The sequence below is a fragment of the Halobellus sp. GM3 genome (genome assembly GCF_052545375.1).
The window spans coordinates 212159-231344 of the sequence record NZ_JBQWLT010000003.1; the positions used below are offsets into that span (position 1 = coordinate 212159).

General features: G+C 66.0%; 17 protein-coding genes. 7 read left to right on the forward strand and 10 right to left on the reverse strand.

The annotated features are described in order from the left end of the window. Nucleotides 1-219: 219 nt before the first annotated feature. Entirely contained in the window at nt 220-1599 is a 1380-nt protein-coding gene (locus ACT3HL_RS06420; protein ID WP_445085987.1) for an aminomethyl transferase family protein, read from the forward strand. A gap of 117 nt (nt 1600-1716) precedes the next feature. Here ACT3HL_RS06420 and ACT3HL_RS06425 read toward each other — a convergent pair whose 3' ends face one another. The 4 genes from ACT3HL_RS06425 to ACT3HL_RS06440 all read right to left on the reverse strand — a co-directional run bounded on the left by ACT3HL_RS06425 (nt 1717) and on the right by ACT3HL_RS06440 (nt 6185). Then, nucleotides 1717-2532, reverse strand: a complete 816-nt coding sequence (locus ACT3HL_RS06425; RefSeq protein ID WP_445085988.1) for a universal stress protein — start codon at nt 2530-2532, stop codon at nt 1717-1719. Nucleotides 2533-2698: 166 nt separating this feature from the next. Further along, nucleotides 2699-3556, reverse strand: coding sequence for a methylenetetrahydrofolate reductase (locus ACT3HL_RS06430; protein ID WP_445085989.1), 858 nt, complete (start codon nt 3554-3556; stop codon nt 2699-2701). Nucleotides 3557-3729: 173 nt separating this feature from the next. Continuing rightward, nucleotides 3730-4968 (reverse strand): hypothetical protein, encoded by a 1239-nt coding sequence (locus tag ACT3HL_RS06435; RefSeq protein WP_445085990.1) that lies wholly within the window; start codon nt 4966-4968, stop codon nt 3730-3732. Between the two features lie 191 nt (nt 4969-5159). After that, nucleotides 5160-6185 carry a succinylglutamate desuccinylase/aspartoacylase family protein gene (locus ACT3HL_RS06440; protein ID WP_445085991.1) on the reverse strand — a complete coding sequence of 342 codons (1026 nt, stop codon included), beginning with the start codon at nt 6183-6185 and terminating at the stop codon, nt 5160-5162. A gap of 90 nt (nt 6186-6275) precedes the next feature. On the opposite strand from ACT3HL_RS06440, the gene ACT3HL_RS06445 reads away from it, so the two are divergent. The 4 genes from ACT3HL_RS06445 to ACT3HL_RS06460 all read left to right on the forward strand — a co-directional run bounded on the left by ACT3HL_RS06445 (nt 6276) and on the right by ACT3HL_RS06460 (nt 10322). Continuing rightward, complete coding sequence (locus ACT3HL_RS06445; RefSeq protein ID WP_445085992.1) at nt 6276-7013, forward strand: creatininase family protein; 738 nt, start codon at nt 6276-6278, stop codon at nt 7011-7013. Between the two features lie 340 nt (nt 7014-7353). Then, entirely contained in the window at nt 7354-8652 is a 1299-nt protein-coding gene (gene ilvA, locus ACT3HL_RS06450; RefSeq protein ID WP_445085993.1) for a threonine ammonia-lyase, read from the forward strand. Nucleotides 8653-8797: 145 nt separating this feature from the next. After that, nucleotides 8798-8947 carry a hypothetical protein gene (locus ACT3HL_RS06455; RefSeq protein WP_445085994.1) on the forward strand — a complete coding sequence of 50 codons (150 nt, stop codon included), beginning with the start codon at nt 8798-8800 and terminating at the stop codon, nt 8945-8947. 7 nt (nt 8948-8954) lie between these two features. Continuing rightward, complete coding sequence (locus ACT3HL_RS06460; RefSeq protein WP_445085995.1) at nt 8955-10322, forward strand: glycine cleavage T C-terminal barrel domain-containing protein; 1368 nt, start codon at nt 8955-8957, stop codon at nt 10320-10322. A 138-nt stretch (nt 10323-10460) separates the two neighbouring features. Here ACT3HL_RS06460 and ACT3HL_RS06465 read toward each other — a convergent pair whose 3' ends face one another. The 4 genes from ACT3HL_RS06465 to ACT3HL_RS06480 form a co-directional block, all read right to left on the reverse strand. Next, nucleotides 10461-11483, reverse strand: a complete 1023-nt coding sequence (locus tag ACT3HL_RS06465; RefSeq protein ID WP_445085996.1) for an FAD-binding protein — start codon at nt 11481-11483, stop codon at nt 10461-10463. A 1-nt stretch (nt 11484) separates the two neighbouring features. Further along, nucleotides 11485-12240: an electron transfer flavoprotein subunit beta/FixA family protein gene (locus tag ACT3HL_RS06470; protein ID WP_445085997.1), complete on the reverse strand. Its 756-nt coding sequence runs from the start codon at nt 12238-12240 to the stop codon at nt 11485-11487. Between the two features lie 25 nt (nt 12241-12265). Then, complete coding sequence (locus ACT3HL_RS06475) at nt 12266-14800, reverse strand: FAD-dependent oxidoreductase (RefSeq protein ID WP_445085998.1); 2535 nt, start codon at nt 14798-14800, stop codon at nt 12266-12268. Nucleotides 14801-15113: 313 nt separating this feature from the next. Next, nucleotides 15114-15248: a hypothetical protein gene (locus ACT3HL_RS06480; RefSeq protein ID WP_445085999.1), complete on the reverse strand. Its 135-nt coding sequence runs from the start codon at nt 15246-15248 to the stop codon at nt 15114-15116. 126 nt (nt 15249-15374) lie between these two features. On the opposite strand from ACT3HL_RS06480, the gene ACT3HL_RS06485 reads away from it, so the two are divergent. Both ACT3HL_RS06485 and ACT3HL_RS06490 read left to right on the forward strand, forming a co-directional pair. Continuing rightward, complete coding sequence (locus tag ACT3HL_RS06485; RefSeq protein ID WP_445086000.1) at nt 15375-17567, forward strand: heterodisulfide reductase-related iron-sulfur binding cluster; 2193 nt, start codon at nt 15375-15377, stop codon at nt 17565-17567. 225 nt (nt 17568-17792) lie between these two features. After that, the gene (locus ACT3HL_RS06490) at nt 17793-18236 is read left to right on the forward strand and encodes a universal stress protein (RefSeq protein WP_445086001.1); all 444 of its coding nucleotides are present in this window, start codon (nt 17793-17795) and stop codon (nt 18234-18236) included. A 198-nt stretch (nt 18237-18434) separates the two neighbouring features. On the opposite strand, the gene ACT3HL_RS06495 is transcribed toward ACT3HL_RS06490, so the two are convergent. Together ACT3HL_RS06495 and ACT3HL_RS06500 are read right to left on the reverse strand one after the other, a co-directional pair. Further along, nucleotides 18435-18590, reverse strand: a complete 156-nt coding sequence (locus ACT3HL_RS06495) for a hypothetical protein (protein WP_445086002.1) — start codon at nt 18588-18590, stop codon at nt 18435-18437. A gap of 66 nt (nt 18591-18656) precedes the next feature. Then, the gene (locus ACT3HL_RS06500) at nt 18657-19073 is read right to left on the reverse strand and encodes a hypothetical protein (RefSeq protein WP_445086003.1); all 417 of its coding nucleotides are present in this window, start codon (nt 19071-19073) and stop codon (nt 18657-18659) included. Between the last annotated feature and the right edge of the window lie 113 nt (nt 19074-19186).

A 19186-nucleotide genomic window follows, 5' to 3' on the forward strand; every position in this document is an offset into this window, starting at 1 on the left:
AAACGACACGTGATATGCGGTGGCCTATCGTAGCGGTTTCGAGCCGTCGATCCCCCGACAGTATCCCGTCCTGCGGTCGCTTCGGGATCTCGCGGTAGGCGCCCGAACGGAGAGCCGTCGGCGCACCGCGGCACCGCGTCCGCCCGGCTTCAGTCCCGGATAAAGACACGATATAATGAAGGTTATCTTTTATTTGGGTATGCTAACACTATTCATAGGATGTCAGGGGACTACGAGCACCCGAACCACCCGAGTATCGATCAGTCCGATAGAGTACTCCCGCGGAACCTCCGACAGAGCGGCGATCCGGGGATCCGGATGCTGGTCTCGACGCGCGTTCGAAAGTCCCCCTTCTTCGATAAGTCGTTCAACGAGGAGGGGGCGTGGCGAGCGACTGTCTACAACCGGATCTATCACCCGCGCGGCCTCGTCGAGCCGGAGGACGGCGGCGCGATGGCCGAGTACGAGGCGCTCACCGAGAAGGTGACGCTGTGGGACGTCGCGGTCGAACGGCAGATCCGCGTGAAGGGACCGGACGCGGAGGCGCTCACGAACTACGTGATCACCCGCGACGCAACCGAGATCGAGGCGATGCACGGCAAGTACGTCATCCTCTGTAACGAGGACGGCGGCATCCTCAACGACCCGATCCTCCTGCGCGTCGCAGACGACGAGTTCTGGTTCTCCATCTCGGATTCGACCCTGATGCAGTGGCTGCAGGGCGTCAACGTCGGGATGGACTTCGACGTCGAGATCGACGAGATCGACGTCGCTCCGATGCAGATCCAGGGCCCCCTCTCCGAGGACGTGATGGTCGAGGTCGTCGGCGAGGAGGTCTCAGAGATCCCGTACTACGGCCTGATGGACGCGGAGATCAACGGCGCGGAGGTCCTCGTGAGCCAGACCGGCTTCTCCGGCGAGAAGGGCTTCGAGATCTACGTGCGCGATGCGACCGAGAACGCCGAGCGGGTGTGGGACCCCGTTCTCGACTCCGTGAAGGCCCACGGCGGAATGCAGATCGCCCCCGGCCATCACCGACGTATCGCGGCGGGGATCCTCTCGTGGGGGCAGGACATGGACCACGAGACCTCGCCGTTCCAAGTCAACCTCGGGTATCAAGTGCCCGACGACAAGGACGCCGACTACATCGGCAAGGAGGAGCTCGAACGGCAGCAGGCGCTCGTCGAGGACGGCGAGTACCCGTTCAACCTCAAACTCGTCGGCCTCAAAATGGCAGGCGAGCCGATCCGCGATTACGCGCCGGACTTCTGGATCGTCTCGGATCCGGAGACGGGCGACGAGTGCGGGTACATGACCTCTCCGTGGTGGAGCCCCGACCTCGAGACGAACATCGGGCTCGGTTTCGTCCCCGCCGACAAACTGCAGGAGGCCTCCGACGCGGCGCTCAACGACGAGATCTACGAGAACGATCTCGACTTGGAGTTCCAAGTGCACCTCCCCGACGAGTACGCCGACGAGGAGGGTGAGCCGGTGTACGCCACCGTCGCCGAAGTGCCGTTCAAGGAGTCCGTCAACCCGAGCGCTCGCGAGCAAGCGAAGCTCGGCGCGCGGCAGGAAGCGCAGGCGAACGACAGCTAGTCGGCGGCTCGGGCGGGTTCTTTCCCGTCGGTCTCATCAAGGGTCATCGTACGTCCTCATAGATTGCCGCCGTCCAATCCGGCGAGAATCTACGAACAATTACGATGACTCCATATATTATCCGGTGAGCGTGACCGGTCGGTCCGCCGAGCGCAACACGTCCTGTGCGGTGCTTCCGAGAAGGACTTTCTGCACCCCGGAGCGTTTCCGGCCGCCCATCACGATCCCGTCGGCGTCGCGCTCTGTCGCCGCCGCGAGTATCTTTCGAGTCACCTCTCCGCCGATCGCCACCCGCTCGACGGAGACGCCCTGCGACTCCAGCGTGTCCGCGGCTTCGACTGCGGCGTCGACTTCCTCGAACGTGTGCGGGGGCGCGCCGGCGTAATCCTGATGTGGGAACACGTACAGCACCGTCACCTCGACGTTCGCCGCGGCGTTCGGCAGGTCTGCAACGTACGCGGCCTGCTTTCCGGCGTGTTCCTCGTTCGTATCGACCGGAAGAAGCAGCGCCCGGCGCTCGTCGCGGATCTCCATCTCGGGCCCCGTGATCGTCACCGGTCGGTCGGTGGAGACGAACACCTCACGGACGGTGCTCCCGAGTAACACCTGTGCCACTTCGGACCGCTTGCGGCCGCCCAACACGAGTTCGTCACAGTCCAGTTCGTCGGCGGCGCGGAGGATTTCCTCGACCGGTGAGCCGTACCGCACGCGGCGGTCGACCGCGACTCCCGCTGACTCCAAGCGGTCGGCCGCCGCGACCGCGGACCCGACCGTCTCGAACGCGACGTCGTCTGCGTCCTCCCGGCGGGCGACGTACAGCACGGTCACTTCCACTTCGGTATCGGCGTTCGGGAAGCTCGAAACGTAGTTCGCCTGCCGTTGCGCGCGGTCCTCGTCGTTATCGACCGGAACGAGCACTTGGTACATACTCATAGATAATTATGGTTTCGAGCGTGAAATACCGTTCCCCGTTACGGAACACTCGGCCGCGGAATCGGCCGATCTCACGGACAAAACGAGCTCCAGTTGTGGCCGCCGGGCGGCTGATCAGCGGCGGATTACGGTGTCCGTGTCGGTTACGACTCGATTACGCGTCCCCTCACCGGAGTCGGCTCTGCCGCCACTGTTCGAGGTCGTCGGTCTGGTTGAACGTGTAGAGGTGAACGCCGCGGATGCCGTAGGTGTCGTCGTCCACGTACGGCGCGAGCCCCTCGATCAGGTCGTCGGGCTTGTACGTCCCGCGCGACCCCACGAGCTGCTTGACGAAGCCCACGATCCCCGTGGTCTTTCGCAGGAACTTCACGGAGTCGCCGACGCCGACCTTCCGGGAGATCGTCAGGAGCTTCTGGTATTTCATCACGCCGGGGATCCCCACCTCTATCGGGAGGTCGACGCCGCGCCCGCGGATCTCCTCGATCCACTCGAGGATGGTCTCCGGGTCGTAACACAGCTGCGTGACGATGTACGTCGCGTAGGGGGCTTTCTTCTCCATCGCCTCTTCGAGTTCCGCGTCCGAGATGAAGTCGTGGCCCTCGGGGTAGCCGGTGATCCCGACCTCGTCGAACTCGTAGTCGAGGTCCTCGAGCGCGACGAGCAGATCGTACGCGGACTCGAACTCGCCGACCGGCTCCTCTCTGTCGCCGCCGGGCACGAAGATATCGGTCACGCCGGCGGCTTCGAGGCGTTCGCAGATCTCCTCGAGTTCGTCGGGGCCCTCGATGTAGCGCGCGGCGATGTGCGGGACGACCTCGAATCCCGCCTCCGCGGCCTCTTCGGTGCGCTCGACGGTCCGCTCGATGCCGAGCTGCGGGGACGTAGTCACCGCGATGGTGGCGCCGTCGGGCAACTGTTCGATCTCCTCGTCGAAGCTGTCGAAGGGGAGCAACTCGAAACGCGCTCTGCTCAACAGATACTGTACTCCGTCACGACCGCCGGCGCTCTTCGCTGTCTGAGACATCCGTTATCGGGCGAACGAGTGGAACGTACTTTTGTCTATGGGTATCGAACGCAAGACACACGTTCACATATCGCACTACGCAACGGGCCCTATTACGCAACATTCCCCTGGGCAACGGTTTCCCATTACGCAACGGTCTCACCTACGCAACGATCCTCCCTACGCAACGTCCCTCACGACGCGTCGTCGGGGGTACACTGACGGATCCGCGCCGTGACGGCATCGTACGACACGCGCCGTTCGGGCTCGTCCGAGACGCGGCGCAACACCAGATCGAGGACGTTCAGCTGCTTGAGGAGCCGACGCGTTCGATCCTGTCCGATTCCGAGTTGCCGCTGGACCTCATAGACCGTTCGCGCGTCGACGACGGCGTCGGCGACTTCCCGCAGCGTGAGACCGTCGGGAAGCCCGATGCCGTCGGCGAGCAGTTGCTCGTCCGGCAGCGGATCGCTCTCGGCGTCAGTGTCGGCGTCGGAGCCGCCGCCGACAGACGGGCCCGACCGCCCGTCCGCCGCGGGCGAGCGGTCCGACTCCTCGGTCCGATACGACGTCGGCGAGTGAACGCCCGCGTCGATCATATACCGCCGGACGGTTTCCGCGGACACGTCCATCTCGATTCGGTCGCTCATCTCGGCGAACGTGTCGCAGGCGTCGTACAGACAACGGAGGTACGCCGTGTCCTCGTACGGCGGAACGGAGTCGTCGCGGGCGTCCGCGAGTCCTGAGACGTCGTCGCTTCCGCCATCGTCCCGGCCCACGGCATCGTCGCCGTTCGGTCCGGAATCGTCGCCGTTCGCCCCGGAATCGACGCCGTTCGCCCCGGCACCGCCGCCGTCCGCTGATTCGCGTTCGCTCTCCGAGGTCGACACGCGTTCGACAGCTGAGGACTCGTCCGTCGACCCGCCGCTCTCCCCGCGGGGCGGTTCGCCGCCGGAGACAGACCCCGGAGCGGCATCTGTCGGTGCCGAGAGCCCCCTCGTCGCGGCCGCTTCCCCGTTCGCCGCGATCGATCCTTCGTCGCGTTCGTCCGCCGCGACCGACGCGATCACGACGTCGAGCGTCAGCAGCATCTCTCCGCCGTCGATACGGGCGTCTGTCGTCCGAGTCGTGATCGACAGACCGCTGCCCGACTCCGCCGCAACCGCCGAGTCCGGCGGGAACTCCTGTAACTTCGGCCCCCGGAACGCGACGCGCACCTCGTCTCCGTCGGCCGAGGCGGCGACCGGTTCGAGCGCCGGTCCGGTCCCGTCGGCCGCGGCTTCACAGAACGGTACCGAGACGCACACCGTGGCGTGTAGCGGGCCGTCTCCGTCTTCCTTCGTGGCCGCTTCGACCCGCCGAACCGATCGCGGATCGGCGCCGAGTCGCTCGACCAGTCGGGAGAGCGCGTCGAACGAAGAGTGCGGCTGCATCCCTATCTCACTGGTAGCACACGACACAGTGTGTCCGGATAACGATACGTGCGGAATGGTGAGGGTGTTCAAGTGGTCACCTGGGTGACTCGATGGCGGTGCCGGAGGAGCGGAACCCCGACACCACGGCCCCCTGATCGCCGCCCCGACACCACGGCCCCCTGATCGCCGCCCCGACACCACAGCCGGTATCAGGCGTTCGTCGCGATGCTCGCGAGCCGTTCGCCCGTGACGACGACGCGCCCGGGAGAGACCGAGTACATAACGCCGTCGGCGGTCGCGGTGACGGTTTCGAGGCGCTCGAACGTCGCCGGATCGTACACCGCTCCGAGCTCCTCGCCGTCGACGACCTCCGCGCCGACAGAGAGGTCCTCCCGGAGCTCGAAGAGCCCCGACGTCTCGGCCACGACGCGCGGCGCATCGTCCCGGAGAATACGGGGCTCCGATCGGGCGGCCGGCGCCTCCGAGAGGACGTCGAGTTCACAGAGCACGTTCCAAACGCCGACGGCACCGGATTCGGCGGCCGACTGGCACACTGTCCGGCTGTTCGAGAGTTCCGCGGTGATCGCCGGCACGCCGATCCGCGCCGCCGCGAGGCGGAACTTCCCGGTGAAGTCGCCGCTCGCTGCGGTCTCCCCGCCGCCGTGGTCGCCGCGCTCGGACGCGTCGTCGCTGTCGATCGAATCGTCGTCGCTGTCGATCGGATCGTCGTCGGCGAGGAGGACGTCGGTGCCGAACGCCTCCGCGAGCGACCGCGCATCGGGGTCAGCGCGGCGATACCGCACGTGTTCGAGCATCTCCGGGTTCCCGGTGTGGAGATCGACCGCCGCGTCGGCGCCTTCGACGAGCGGCCACAGGTTCGCGACGAGTCGCTCCTGAAAGCTGCCGCCCCCGTCGCCGGGCCAGATCCGGTTGAAGTTCGGGTTCAGCGCGTCGTACGCTTCGGGCGTCAGATACGACCGGTGATCGAACGCGAGCGGGTTCGTGATCGGGACGACGACCACGGTCCCGGCGATGTCGGCGTCGACGAGGCGACCGTGCAGTCGTCGGAGCGCCGCGGGGCCGTTGAGTTCGATGCCGTGCTGGGCCGCCTGTGCGAACACCGTCGGCCCGTCGCCGCCGTCGTATCGGTGGACGGTCACGGCGACGTCGCGACCGGAGGGGAAGTGTCCGAGTCGCCGCTCGGTCCGTGTGTGCGTGGCGGGCGCATAGGTCATAACTCGAGTGACGACCGCAGCGGTGAAAAATACGGCGCGCCGGGCGTCGGGGTGCCGTACGTTTATCCGCTCGCTCGACGACGTCGGCGTATGCGCTTAGAGACCGAGACGTGGACCGACGCCGCTGCGGTCGAGACGGACCTCGCGTTGCTGCCCGTCGGGAGCACAGAGCAGCACGGCCCGCACGCGCCGCTCGGCACCGACACGGTCGACGCGGAGGCGGTCGCGACCGCCGCGGCCGACCGCTACGACGACCCCGTTGTCGTCGCGCCGGCGGTCCCGGTCGGCGTCGCCGAGGAGCACCGCGAGTTCGCCGGGACGCTCTGGACCTCGGCGTCGACGTTCCGCGCGTACGTCCGCGACATCGTGCGGAGCCTCGCGGCCCACGGCTGGGACCGCGTGGTCGTCGTCAACGGCCACGGCGGCAACGCCGCCGCGCTGGGCGAGGTGACGGCCCGAATCGTCCGCCACGACGACGCCTACGCGGTCCCGTTCACGTGGTTCGACGAGGTCGGCGAACACAGTTCGGAGATGGGTCACGCGGGCCCGCTGGAGACCTCGCTCCTTCAACACGTCAACCCGGGTGCAGTTCGTGCAGACCGCATCGACGACGCCGCGACCGGCGGCAGCGACCGCTGGGGCGAGTGGCAGGGTCGAGTCAACCTCGCCGTCGACTCCCACGAGTTCACGGAGAACGGCGTCGTCGGCGACCCGAGATCGGCGAGCGCCGAACGTGGCGAGGAACTGCTCGACCTCGCGGCTTCGGCGCTCTGTGCCCTCCTCGACGCCGTGCGCGAGCGCGACCCGCGGCCGCGCGTCGGGGAGTGACGCCCGCGGCTGGCGGCGCTGTGTGAGTCAGACCGAGACCGTCGCTCGTCGCTATTCGTCTCCGATCACTGTCAGAATGTGTTTTCGGCGCGTGCGCCGCACGCCTATCGACTTGCCAAACGCGGCGTAAGGGAGCCCGGAAGTTCGGGGTTTTGAGCGCGATTACGTGCCTCTCACGAGTCCTGGACTCCCGCTCACCGTTGTCTTTATGCACGTCTCACCGTCACTGAGAGATGAGAACAGCCCGCATAGCACGCCGCCGGGTCACCGCCCCCGACGTTGAGAACGGCCGGACATAGACGGAGACAGACGGTAACCGAGCAAGCGAGAGACGACACCTATGACCACGACAGACGACGACACCGAGGCAGAATCGGGTTCACGAGAGAGCGACACGTCGGGAAGCGACCCGCTGCCAGTGCGCTACGTCGACATCGAGCGGGCGCGAGAGCGTCTCGACGACGACACGGTCGTCAAGCAGACGCCGGTGGAAAAGAGCACGTCGCTCGGTGCGCTCGTCGACGCCGAGGTCTACCTGAAGATGGAGCACCTCCAGTGGACGGGGTCGTTCAAGACCCGGGGGGCGTATAACAAAATTAGCCAAGACGTCGCCGACGGCGTCACCGAGTTCGTCGCGGCCAGCGCCGGCAACCACGCCCAGGGCGTCGCGCTCGCGGCGACGAAGTGCGGCGCGGACTCGACGATCTACATGCCCGAGGACGCCCCGCAGGCGAAAGTCGACGCCACCAGAAGCTACGGCGCGACGGTCGAACTGGTCGGCAGGGACTTCCAAGAGACGATGTCGCACGCTCAGTCCGCGGTCGAGGGGACCGACGCCGAGTTCGTCCACGCCTACGACGACACCGACATCATCGCCGGACAGGGGACGCTCGGCACGGAGATGTATCACGACCGGCCGGACGCCGACACCGTGATCGTGCCGATCGGCGGCGGCGGCCTGATAAGCGGCGTCTCGACGGCGATCAAGCACCTCTCGCCGGAGACTCGCGTCGTCGGCGTGCAGGCGACCGGCGCGGAGACGGTCCACGAGAGCCTCGACAAGGGCTTTCCGGTCACGCTCGACGCGGTCGACACCATCGCCGACGGCATCGCGACGGGCGGCATCTCCGAGGCGACGCTCTCGATCATCCGGGCGAACGTCGACGAGGTCGTCACCGTCACCGACACCGAGATCGCGCGGGCGATCCTCTTTCTGATGGAGCGCGCGAAGCAGGTCGTCGAGGGCGCGGGCGCGGCCTCCGTGGCGGCGCTGATGGGCGACGATCTCGACGTCGCCGGCGAGACGGTGATGCCGCTGCTCTGCGGCGGCAACCTCGATATGACACAGCTACAGACCGTCGTGGAGCACGCGCTGACCCAGCGGAAACAGCGGATCCGCCTGCGCGTCCGGATCGACGACCGCCCGGGGAAGATGGCCGAGATCTCGGGGATCATCGCCGCGCAGGAGGCGAACATCCACGACGTCCGCCACGACCGCTCCGTCGAGGATCTGGAGGTCGGTGAGGCGTACCTCGTCTTCACGGTCGAGACGAGCGGCGCCGAACACGCCGACGCCATCGTCGACGCGATCGAGGCCGAAGGCTACAGCGTCGAGGACGTGACGCGGGCGGCGGAGTAGTCCGACGGGCGGTTCGCCCCGAGGCCGGCGAGCGAAGACGTGCAAACGGTAGTCTTTGTTGGGGCGGGAACTCCCGACCCCGTTATAAGCGGGTTATACCCTTAAGATCCAGAACGATACGGTTACGCGTCTTCCATTCGGTTGTATGCCACGGAGAACCCGTCCCGACACTCGAGACAGAGCGACTGAACCGGAGTTCTACCTCCCCGCCGGGACCGGCCCGTCGTTCCCGAGCGAGCGGGTCGAGCGTATCTGGGCGATGCTCTTCAACCACCGCGTTGGACCAGGGAAGTAGATCTCCGATGTCGGGATACCAACACCATCCGAACCACCCCAGTGTCGATCAATCGGATCGTACCGTTCCCAGAAACCTTCGCCAAACGGGCGACGCGGACGTTGACCTCCTGACCTCTACCCGGGTCCGGAAGTCGCCGTTTTGGCACCTCTCGGTCGAGGAGGGATGTAGGCAGGCGACGGTCTACAACCATATGTACCACCCGCGCGGGTACATCGACCCCGAAGAGGGGGGATTGGAAGCCGAGTACGAACTGCTGGTCAACGACGTAACGCTGATGGACGTCGCGGTCGAGCGCCAGATTCGCGTCGCGGGGCCTGACGCCGAGGCGTTCGTGAACTACGTCATCACGCGAGACGCGACCGACATCGAGACGATGCGTGGCAAGTACGCCATCTGCTGCAATCAGGACGGCGGCATCCTCAACGACTTCGTCCTGTTGCGACCCGACGACGACGAGTTCTGGTTCTCCATCGCTGACGCCGACCTGCTGCAGTGGCTGCAAGGGGTCACAGTCAGAACTGACTTCGAGGTCGACATCAGCGAGATCGACGTCTCGCCGATGCAGATTCAGGGACCGAAATCGCCCGACGTGATGGAGTCGCTCATCGGCGACGCGGTCGAGGACGTCCCGTACTACGGACTGTTGGAAGCGACGGTCGACGGCGTCCCGGTGCTGGTGAGCCAGACGGGCTTCTCCGGGGAGGAGGGATTCGAGATATACGTCCGCGAGGCGACCAAGAACGCCGAAGCAGTGTGGAATCCGGTGCTCGAAACGGTCAAAGCCCACGGCGGTGCCGTGACGGGGATATCCCATCAACGACGCATCGCCGCCGGAATCCTGTCGTTGGGGCAGGACATGGACCACGAGACGTCGCCGTTCCAAGTCAATCTCGGCTATCAGGTGCCCGACGACAAGGACGCGGACTACGTCGGCAAAGCCGAGCTCGAACGCCAGAAGGAAGCCATCGAGAACGGTGCGTTCCCGTTCACTCACAAACTGGTCGGCCTGAAGATGGCAGGCGAACCCATCCGGGACTACGCGCCGGACTTCTGGCTCGTCTCGGACCCGGAGACCGGCGACGAATGCGGGTACCTGACGTCGGCGTGGTGGAACCCGGACCTCGAGACCAACATCGGCCTCGGATACGTGCCGGCGGCGAAACTGCAGGCCGCGACCGACGTTCCGCTCGACGACTCGATATACGACGCCGACGTCGACGCGGAGTTCGAGGTACACCTCCCGGAGGAGTACGGCGAGACGCCGGGTGAACCCGTATATGCCACGGTGGCGACGGTCCCGTTCAAAGAGTCAGTCAACCCCAGCGCTCGCGAACAGGCCAAGATTCACGCCAGAGACGATATGGACAATTGAGAGTCGGTTCAGCGAACGAGAGCGGTGAGATACTCACTGAGCTGTCATCGACCCACGTACTGAAGTCACGGGCTTCCGCCTTGCACCTCTGAGGGGGTTCTATCGTCCTTCGAGAATGAAAACCGACGGGACCGCCCGCTACTCGCTGTGGCCGCGGTCGTCCAGTTTTTCGCTGACCGCCGGGATGACTTCGTGGAGGTCGCCGATGACCGCCCAGTCGGCCTTCTGGATGATCGCGGCCTCCGGATCGGTGTTCACCGCGAGGATGTTCTCGGCGCCCTTGCAGCCCACCATGTGCTGGACGGCCCCGCTGATGCCGGCCGCGATGTAGATCTCGGGCGAGATCTTCGCGCCGGTCTGTCCGATCTGGTCGTCGTGGGGGCGCCAGCCCTCGTTGACGGCGGCGCGGGAGGACCCGACCGCGGCGTTGGGGATCCGCTCTGCGAGTTCCTCGAGCGCGGAGTAGTCGCCGTCGGTGCCGCGCCCGCCGCCGACGACGACGCGGGCCTCGCCCAGCGGGACCCCCTCGACGTCGGACTCCTCGACGCGGGTGAGTCGGACGCGCAGATCTCCGTCTTGGACGTCCGGCGCGAACGCGCTGACGTCGGCCGCGCCGTCGCCGGTCTCGGCGGAAACACCGTCACTGCGCTCCGCTCGTGGCGAGCCTCCGCTCGCTTCGCTCGCGGAGATCTCGTTGGGCGCGACCGTCAGCAGGTTCGTGTCGGCGGTGAGCCGCGCGTGTTCGATGAGCGTGCCGCCCCAGCGCTGGCGGGTGATCTCGTAGGAATCGCCGACCTCGACGTCTGTGACCTCGGCGGCCATCGTCTCGTTGAGCTTCGCGGCGGCGTGTGCGAGCACCTCCGCGCCGCGGTCGGTGCCGGGCGCGACGACTGCTTCGGTGCCGGTCTCCTCGGCGCACTGGACGACCGCGCGGCCGTACGCCTCCGGCGCGTAGTCGACGAGGTCGTCGCCCTCGACGACGCGGACCGTCTCGGCGCCGTACGCGCCGACCTGTTCGGCGACGCCCTCGGCGCCGGCGCCGAAGGCGACCGCCTCGAGCGGTTCGCCGGTCTGTGCGGCGACGTCGCGAGCGAGCGTCAGCGCCTGCAGCGACACGTCATCGACGTCGCCGCCGTCGTGTTCGACGAGTGCGAGCACCATCTCAGAGCACCTCCAGTTCCTCGAGGACGTCGACGACGTCGGCCGCCGCCTCGGGGCTCTCACCGAGGACTTCGGCCGGGCTGTCGTCCGTTTCGGGGACTTCGAGTTCCACGAGTTCGAGGCCGTCCTCGCGGGGGTCGGGCTCGGTTCGGGCGACCGACGCCTTCCGCGCCTGCATCTTCGCGCGCATCGACGGATAGCGCGGCTCGTTCAGGCCCTCCTTGACGGTGACCACGGCCGGCAGCTCGATCTCGTAGACCTCCGATCCGCCGGGAATCTCCCGTTTCGCGACGGCCGTGGAGCCGTCGACCGCGAACTCCTTGATCCCCGTGACGCAGGGCAGGCCGAGCTCTTCGGCGACGCGGACGCCCACCTGGTGGTTGGCGCTGTCGGCCGATTCGTTGCCGAACAACAGGAGGTCGAAGTCGGCCTCGCTCCCGGCGACGGCGTCGGCGATGGCCGTCGCGGTGGCGGCCGGACCCCACTCCTCGCCGTCGGTTTCGAGCAGCATCCCGTCGTCGGCACCCATTGCGATGGCCTCGCGGACCTGCTCTGTGGCGTCTTTCTCGCCGAGCGTGAGCGCGGTGACGTTGCCGCCGTGCTCTTCGACCAGCTGGACGGCCTCCTCGACCGCGCACTCCTCGTGCGGGCTGAAGGTGAACCCCAGCGCGCTGGTGTCGATGGCTTGCTTGTCCTCGGTCAGTACGACCCTCGCGCCCGTTTCCGGCACGCGCTTGATGGCTGTGAGTATCTCCATAGTCAGCGCTCCTGTCCCGTCATGGTCAGTACTCGTTTCGGTACAGCCGGTCGTTGTCGGGGTCGAAGACGCCGCCGCTGCCGACGACCTCGACCTCGACGGGGTAGTGCTGTCCGAAGTACTCGACCTGCAGTGTTTCGCCCTCGTTCGCGTACTCCTGCGGCAGGTACGAGAGCAGGAGGTGCTTGCCGACCGAGGGGCCGGTGCCGGCGGACGTGACGTAGGAGCGGCGGCCGTCCGCGTCGACGAGGACGTCTCCGTCGCCGTCGAGGACGGGTTCGCCGCCGGTCATAAACCGCCGCTCGCCGCCGTCGGGCGCGTGATCCGCGACCGACAGCGTACACAGCGTCGCGGCGTTCTCCTCGTCGATGCCGGCGGCGTAGGCCTCCTTCCCGATGAAGTCGGCGTCCTTGACGCCGTGGAACGTCAGCCCGGCCTCCGCCGGGGTGTAGTCGATCTCCAGTTCCGCGCCCATCAGGCGGTAACCCTTCTCCATCCGACCGGTCTCGCCGTAGACGCCCGTACCGATCGGGCGGACGTCGAACTCCTTGCCGGCCTCGTAGATCGTGTCCCAGAGGCGCTGGCCGCGGTCCATCGGCGCGTAGATCTCCCAGCCGAACTCGCCGACGTAGGAGATGCGGAACGCCTTGGCGTTGACCGGGCCGATAGTGACGTCTTTCATCTCCGCGAAGTCGAAGGAGTCGGACGTCATCGGCTCCTCGGAGATGGAGTCCATCAGCTTCTCCGCGTTCGGCCCCCAGACGCCGAGGGTACAAAGCTCAGAGGAGCGACCGATGAGTTCGGCGTCGCCTTCCAGCTTCCCGCCGAACCACGTCTTGTCCTGTCCGGCGTGGCCGCCGCCGGTGATGACGCGGTAGTGGTTCTCGCCGAGCCGGGCGACCGTCAGGTCGGCGACGAAGCCGGCGTTCGGCGCGAGCACCGGCGTGTACACCGAGTCGTTCACGTCGAGGTCCATCGACGCGACGCAGAGTCGCTCCATGTTCTCGTAGGCGTCGCTGCCGATGATGTCGAAGATACCGAAGCCGGTGTCGCCGATCATCCCGCCGTTGTTCCGCAGGTGCAGGTGCTCGGCGAGGACGATCGGCGACCACCAGCGGCTGTCCCACTCGTTGGGTCTTCGGAGGTCCGCGATCTGGTCCTCGTACGTCTCGAGGAGGTCCGCGTTCGATTCGTACCAGCGGGGACGCTCCCAGCCGCCCGCCTCGAAGAACTCCGCGTCGAGGTCCTCCTGACGGTTGTAGAACGCGCTGGTCCGGAGCGGCCGCGTCGACTGCCACTGCTCGCGCGGATGGACGATGCCGTAGATCTTCTGATAGCCCTCGTGGGCGCGGCTCTTGACGAACTCCTCCGTCTCGCCGTACTCGTCGAAGCGGGCGACGTGGTCGTGGGCGACGATGTCGATGTCGGGGTGGCCCTGCGTCATCCACTTCGAGACCTCCCGGGCGATGGCGGGCGCCTCCTTGATCCAGATGGCGGCGCACGACCAGAGACCGTCGACCTCCGGGATCGGACCGAGAAGCGGGTGGCCGTCGGGCGTCACCGACAGGAGGCCGTCGATGGAGTGGCGGACGCCGGCGCCCGGGTCGTCGAGGACCTCGGGGATGATCTCGAGGGCGTGCTCCATAGACTTCTCGAAGGCGTCCTCCGTGAGCGGCGGCTGCGTCGGCGACAGCGGCGACTCCTCGATGGAGGGGACGTCCTCGACGTCCCAGAGGATGGGCCGGTGCTCGTAAGAGCCCACCTCGATGTCGTTTCCGTGCTGTCGCTCGTACATCTGGGTGTCCATGTCCCGGATGACGGGGTAGTTGATCTCGCCCTCGCCGTCCTCGAAGCGCTCGATCGGACCGACAGACACCATCTGGTGGACCGCCGGCGTCAGCGGGATGTCGACGCCCGCCATATCGGCGATCTTCGGGCTCCACAGCCCCGCGGCGATGATGACCTCGTCGGCCTCGACGGTTCCCTTGTCGGTCTCGACGGCGCTTATTTCGCCGCCCTCAACGTGGATGTCGGTGACCTCCGTGTTCGCTGCGGTCCGGAGCGCGTTCTTCTCTTTGGCCTGCTGGCGATACAGCTCTCCGGCGCGGAGCGGGTCGCAGGTGCCCGCGCCCTTGCTGTAGAAGCCGCCTTTGATGATGTCGGTGTTGACGTACGGCACCAGCTCCTCGACCTCTTCGGGCGTGAGGAGCTCCGCCTCCTCGCCGAAGGACTTCGCGGAGACGACCCGTCGCTTGAGTTCCGCCATCCGCTCTTCGGTGCGGGCGACCTCGATCCCGCCGGAGTTGGTGAACGTATCGAACTCTCGATATATGTCCCGGCTGTCCGACGTCAGCTGGGTCATGTCCTTGCTGTGTTCCACCGGGAAGATGAAGTTCGACGCGTGGCCGGTGGAGCCGCCAGGGTCCGAGAGCGGTCCCTTGTCGATCAGGAGGATATCGTCGCGGCCCCGCTCGGCCAACTCTCCCGCGAGGGAACTGCCGACGATACCCGCTCCGATGATGACTGTGCCTGCGGACGATGGAAATTCGTTCCTGCTCATTGAAGATCAGCCTCGGTTCGTACAGTGGCACCTGACCCCATACGACATTGGTATTACATAGCCAACGATAATTAACCACACCCTTACCAGTGAACCCTATTTTGAGGCCCGCGCTACGCGCGATGCCCGGCCGTCCGAGACCGGACCGCGTCGATGACTATAGTAGCGTTTGCAAGTGTTCACGCATCTGATGGCACGACTGCGTGCGATCGAATGCGCAATCAGTTGCAAACGCTACTATAGGGGCTTCGTCACCGACACGTGATGGTCTCGTCACCGAGGCGTCAGCGTACAGACGCGGGGCACCCCTCGTTCACAGGAAGAGAAAGAGCAGAAACGGGAGCACGAACAGGAGTGCGAACAGTGCGAGTAGGTCGAGGCCGTAGCTGAGAACGGTCGCGACGCCGGCGGTCCACGCGGGGTGGTCGAACTGGGCTGGGACGTTCATACGTCGGGAAGGTCCCGCCACGGAGGTAGGTTTTTCGGCGACGGCTCGAACGAGACCGACCCAACGGGGAGCGGCGGAATGGCCTGTACCAAGCTTTATGATCATATTGGAGAAATCACTACCGTGATGGTCGCTGAAGGAGCCACAACGAGACCAACATTCTGGCGTATCAGCCACATCGGCGAGATCGTCTTCTACCTGCTCGCCGTTCTAACGATCCTGATATTCGCATACGGGGTGTACAGAAACGTCCAACGCTACACCGAGGGGCAGAAAGACTGGTTCGACAGGCTGGACGACCTGCCGAGCCGCGTCGTCTCCGCCGCCGGTATCGTCCTCTCGAACCGGAAGCTCTTCGACCGCGACACGGTCGGCGGGCTGATGCACGCGTTCATCCTGTGGGGCTTTCTCACGCTCTTTATCGGGACCACGATCCTCGCGATCGACATGGACGTCTACCGGCCGATCACGGGGGCGATGGGCGCCGAGCAGTCCTTCTTCGTCGGCGACTTCTACCTCTCGTACTCGCTGGTGATGGATGCGATGGGCCTGCTGTTCGTCGTCGGCGTCGGCGTCGCGCTGTACCGGCGCTACGCCGCGCGGAAGTGGCGGCTGTGGGGCAAACACACCAGCCTCGAAGACGACTTCTTCATCTGGGCGCTGTTCCTCCTCGGCGTCGGCGGTTACCTCACAGAGGGCGTCCGCATCCTCGGCACCGGCTTCCCGGACTTCGAGACGGTGAGCTTCGTCGGGTGGTTCGTCGCTGACGTGTTGGCCCTCGCCGGCGTGAGCGAGTCGCTGGCGGCGGCGATCTACCCCGTCGTCTGGTGGTCGCACTCGCTTCTCGCGCTCGCGTTCGTGGCGGCGGTCCCGTACGGGAAGCCGTTCCACATGCTCTCGTCGTACGCCAACATCGTCACGCGCGACGAGAAGGCCGGCAAGCGGTTGCCGGGCGTGCCCTCCGATCTCGACGCCGACACCGGCGCAGAGAGCATCAACGACTTCACTTGGAAGGAGATCCTCGATCAGGACGCTTGCACCAAGTGCGGTCGCTGTTCGTCGGCGTGCCCGGCGGAGTCGTCCGGGCGTCCGCTCGACCCGCGGGACGTGATCCTCGATCTGAAACAGTACCGAACGGAACTGGACGCGGGCGAGACAGAGGAGATCGACATCGTCGCCGACGGCGGCGAGAGCGTCATCGCCGCGGAGACGATGGAGTCGTGTATGGCCTGTATGGCCTGTATGGACGCCTGTCCGGTGGACATCGAGCACCTGAAGTCGTTCACCCGGATGAACCGGCAGCTCACCGATCAGGGCGACGTCGACTCGAACGTCCAAGACACGTTCGACAACATTATGACAATGGGCAACACGTTCGGCGACCGGCCGGACGCCCGCGCCGACTGGGCCGACGAGCTCGACTTCGACGTCCCGGACGCCCGGGAGACGGAGGTCGAGTACCTCTGGTACGTCGGCGATTACCCGAGCTACGACGAGCGGAACAAGAAGGTCGCCCGCTCGTTGGCGAAGCTTCTCGAACGCGCAGACGTCGAGTACGGCATCCTCTTCGAAGACGAGAAATACGACGGGAACGACATCCGCCGCCTCGGCGAGGAGTTCCTCTACGTCGACCTCGCGGGCTACCACGTCGAGCGCTTCGAGGAGGTCGACCCCGAGAAGATCATCTGCACGGACCCCCACTCGTACAACACGTTCAAAAACGAGTACCCGGAGGTCGAGTACGCCGAGTTCGCCGACGAACCGCTCTTGGACTTCGAGTTCGACGGCGAGTGGAACGCGGACGGAGAGATCGAGGTCCTGCACTGGACGCAGGCCGTCGAGGAACTCGTCGAGGCGGACAGACTCGGCCTCCGCGGCGACGAACTCGACTACACGGTCACCTACCACGACCCGTGTCACCTCGGCCGGTATAACGACGAGTACGAGGCGCCGCGAGAGCTCATCCGAGCGACTGGCGCGACGCTCGCAGAGATGCCCCGCAACCGGAGCGAGTCGTTCTGCTGCGGCGGCGGCGGCGGCGGCCTCTGGATGGACCTCGAGGAGGAGTCGAAGCCGAGCGAAGAGCGGATGCGCGAGGCGCTCGAAGACACCGAGGCCGGCGGCGCCGTCGAGAAGTTCGTCGTTGCCTGCCCGATGTGTATGACGATGTACGAGGACGGCAGAAAGACCGGCGGTTACGAGGACGACATCGAGATCGTCGACGTCGCCGAACTGCTCGTCGAGGCCGTCGAGAGCGCTCCCAACGCGGGCGACGCGACCGCGACGGACGCGAGCAGTGCGGCCGGACAGGCCGACTGAGAGCGGGGTAGTGCTCACGCTGCGGTCAGTCGACTCGTTTCGGCTCGCCTCGGCCCGACTGGCTCGATGGTTGCGGGTATCGCCCCGCTGAACTCCGTTCCCGACACCCGTGTTCGGTAGCGCCGCGTGTCCCCGCCCCGAGCGGCCGCGACGACCCGTTCGACCTGTCGACCCCGCGGAAAGTTATTTGTCAACGCGTCACGTGGGTCAGCCTGGTTCGGAGCGATGTACGACCACATACTGATACCGTACGACGGGAGCGACGAGGCGAAAAAGGGTGCCAGACACGGGATCGAGCTCGCGGCCGCGCTCGATGCGAGCGTGCACGCGCTGTACGTCATCGATCTCCCCGGCGCGCCGCGGGCGCTGGCGCTGCGCGACGACGAGGAGGAGATGCGAGAGGAGTACCGGGCATACGGGGACGAGATACTCGACAATCTCGGCGAGCTCGCCGCCGAACACGGCGTCGAGTACACGACAGCGATGCGGACTGGTGCACCGAGCGAGGAGATAGTCGACTACGCCAAAGACGAGGGAATGGACGCCATCGTGATGGGATCGGCCTATCGCGGAACGATCGGGGGGCTGCTCGGCGGAACGATGGACAAAGTGGTGCGGACCGCCACGGTTCCGGTCATCACACAGCGGATGCGTATGGAGGAGCGCTGATAACGGTTGTGCTCGTCTCGTACCGGCGATCACCCGCTCCGGTGACGGCGGTCACCGGGACACAGCGAGAACAATCAGTATGAGCGCGGGACGGGTGCGAGCGAGTCGGGACCTGCGTTCCGACACGCTGCGTTCGCACGCCTTCGCTGAGTCGCTCGTCTGAATGGGACGACCGGATGAGTCTCCCGGCTGCGACCGCTACGATAACCATTTCTCTCGGAGGTAGATGACGAGGCTGGCACAGAGGAACGTCACGCCGGCCGCGGAGTAGTTGGCCGCGGCCATCGAGAGGAGCGCGACGGCGAAGAGCGCGACCACCAAGACCGCGGCCGCGGTCGCGAGATAGTTCGGCATACGTAATGTGGCCCGCGTGAATCAGTATAGTTCTGTCGTCGACTGGGGGTATCGCCCGCACAGCGGCTAGTAACTGTGTCTGAACTCCCAGTGGTAGCGACACGCGTGACAGGTCGCCCACTCGGGGACGTCGATCCGGTTCGGGTGGCGGTTCCCGTGCTCCATCGCCGATCCGCAGACCGGACAGCGGAAGCGGCGGAACTCCAGCGCTGCGAACTCCTCGTACGAGTGCGTGGCGACGCAACGGGGGCAGTCGATGTCGTCGTAGGGATGTCGATGGTAGAGGTCGCTGCCGCAGCGCGAACACCGAAGCAGCGCGGGCGGCCGAGACCCCCATCCGACGTCGCCGTCGATGGTCGTCGTCCCGGTCTCCGGAATCGACAGCGTGAATCCCACGCTATCGGGGTTCGATCGGAGCGGCGCGACGATCCGCTCGAGGATCCACCCGAGCCACCGAACCACAAGACGTATTCGATCTATCACGATGGGGGAGACGGACCGTTCCTATGTTAATTCACCGCGAAAGCTCCGCATATTTGCCGCAAATGTGAGTAAATACCACTATAAAATTTACTCGGAAACGGGGACAGATGGGC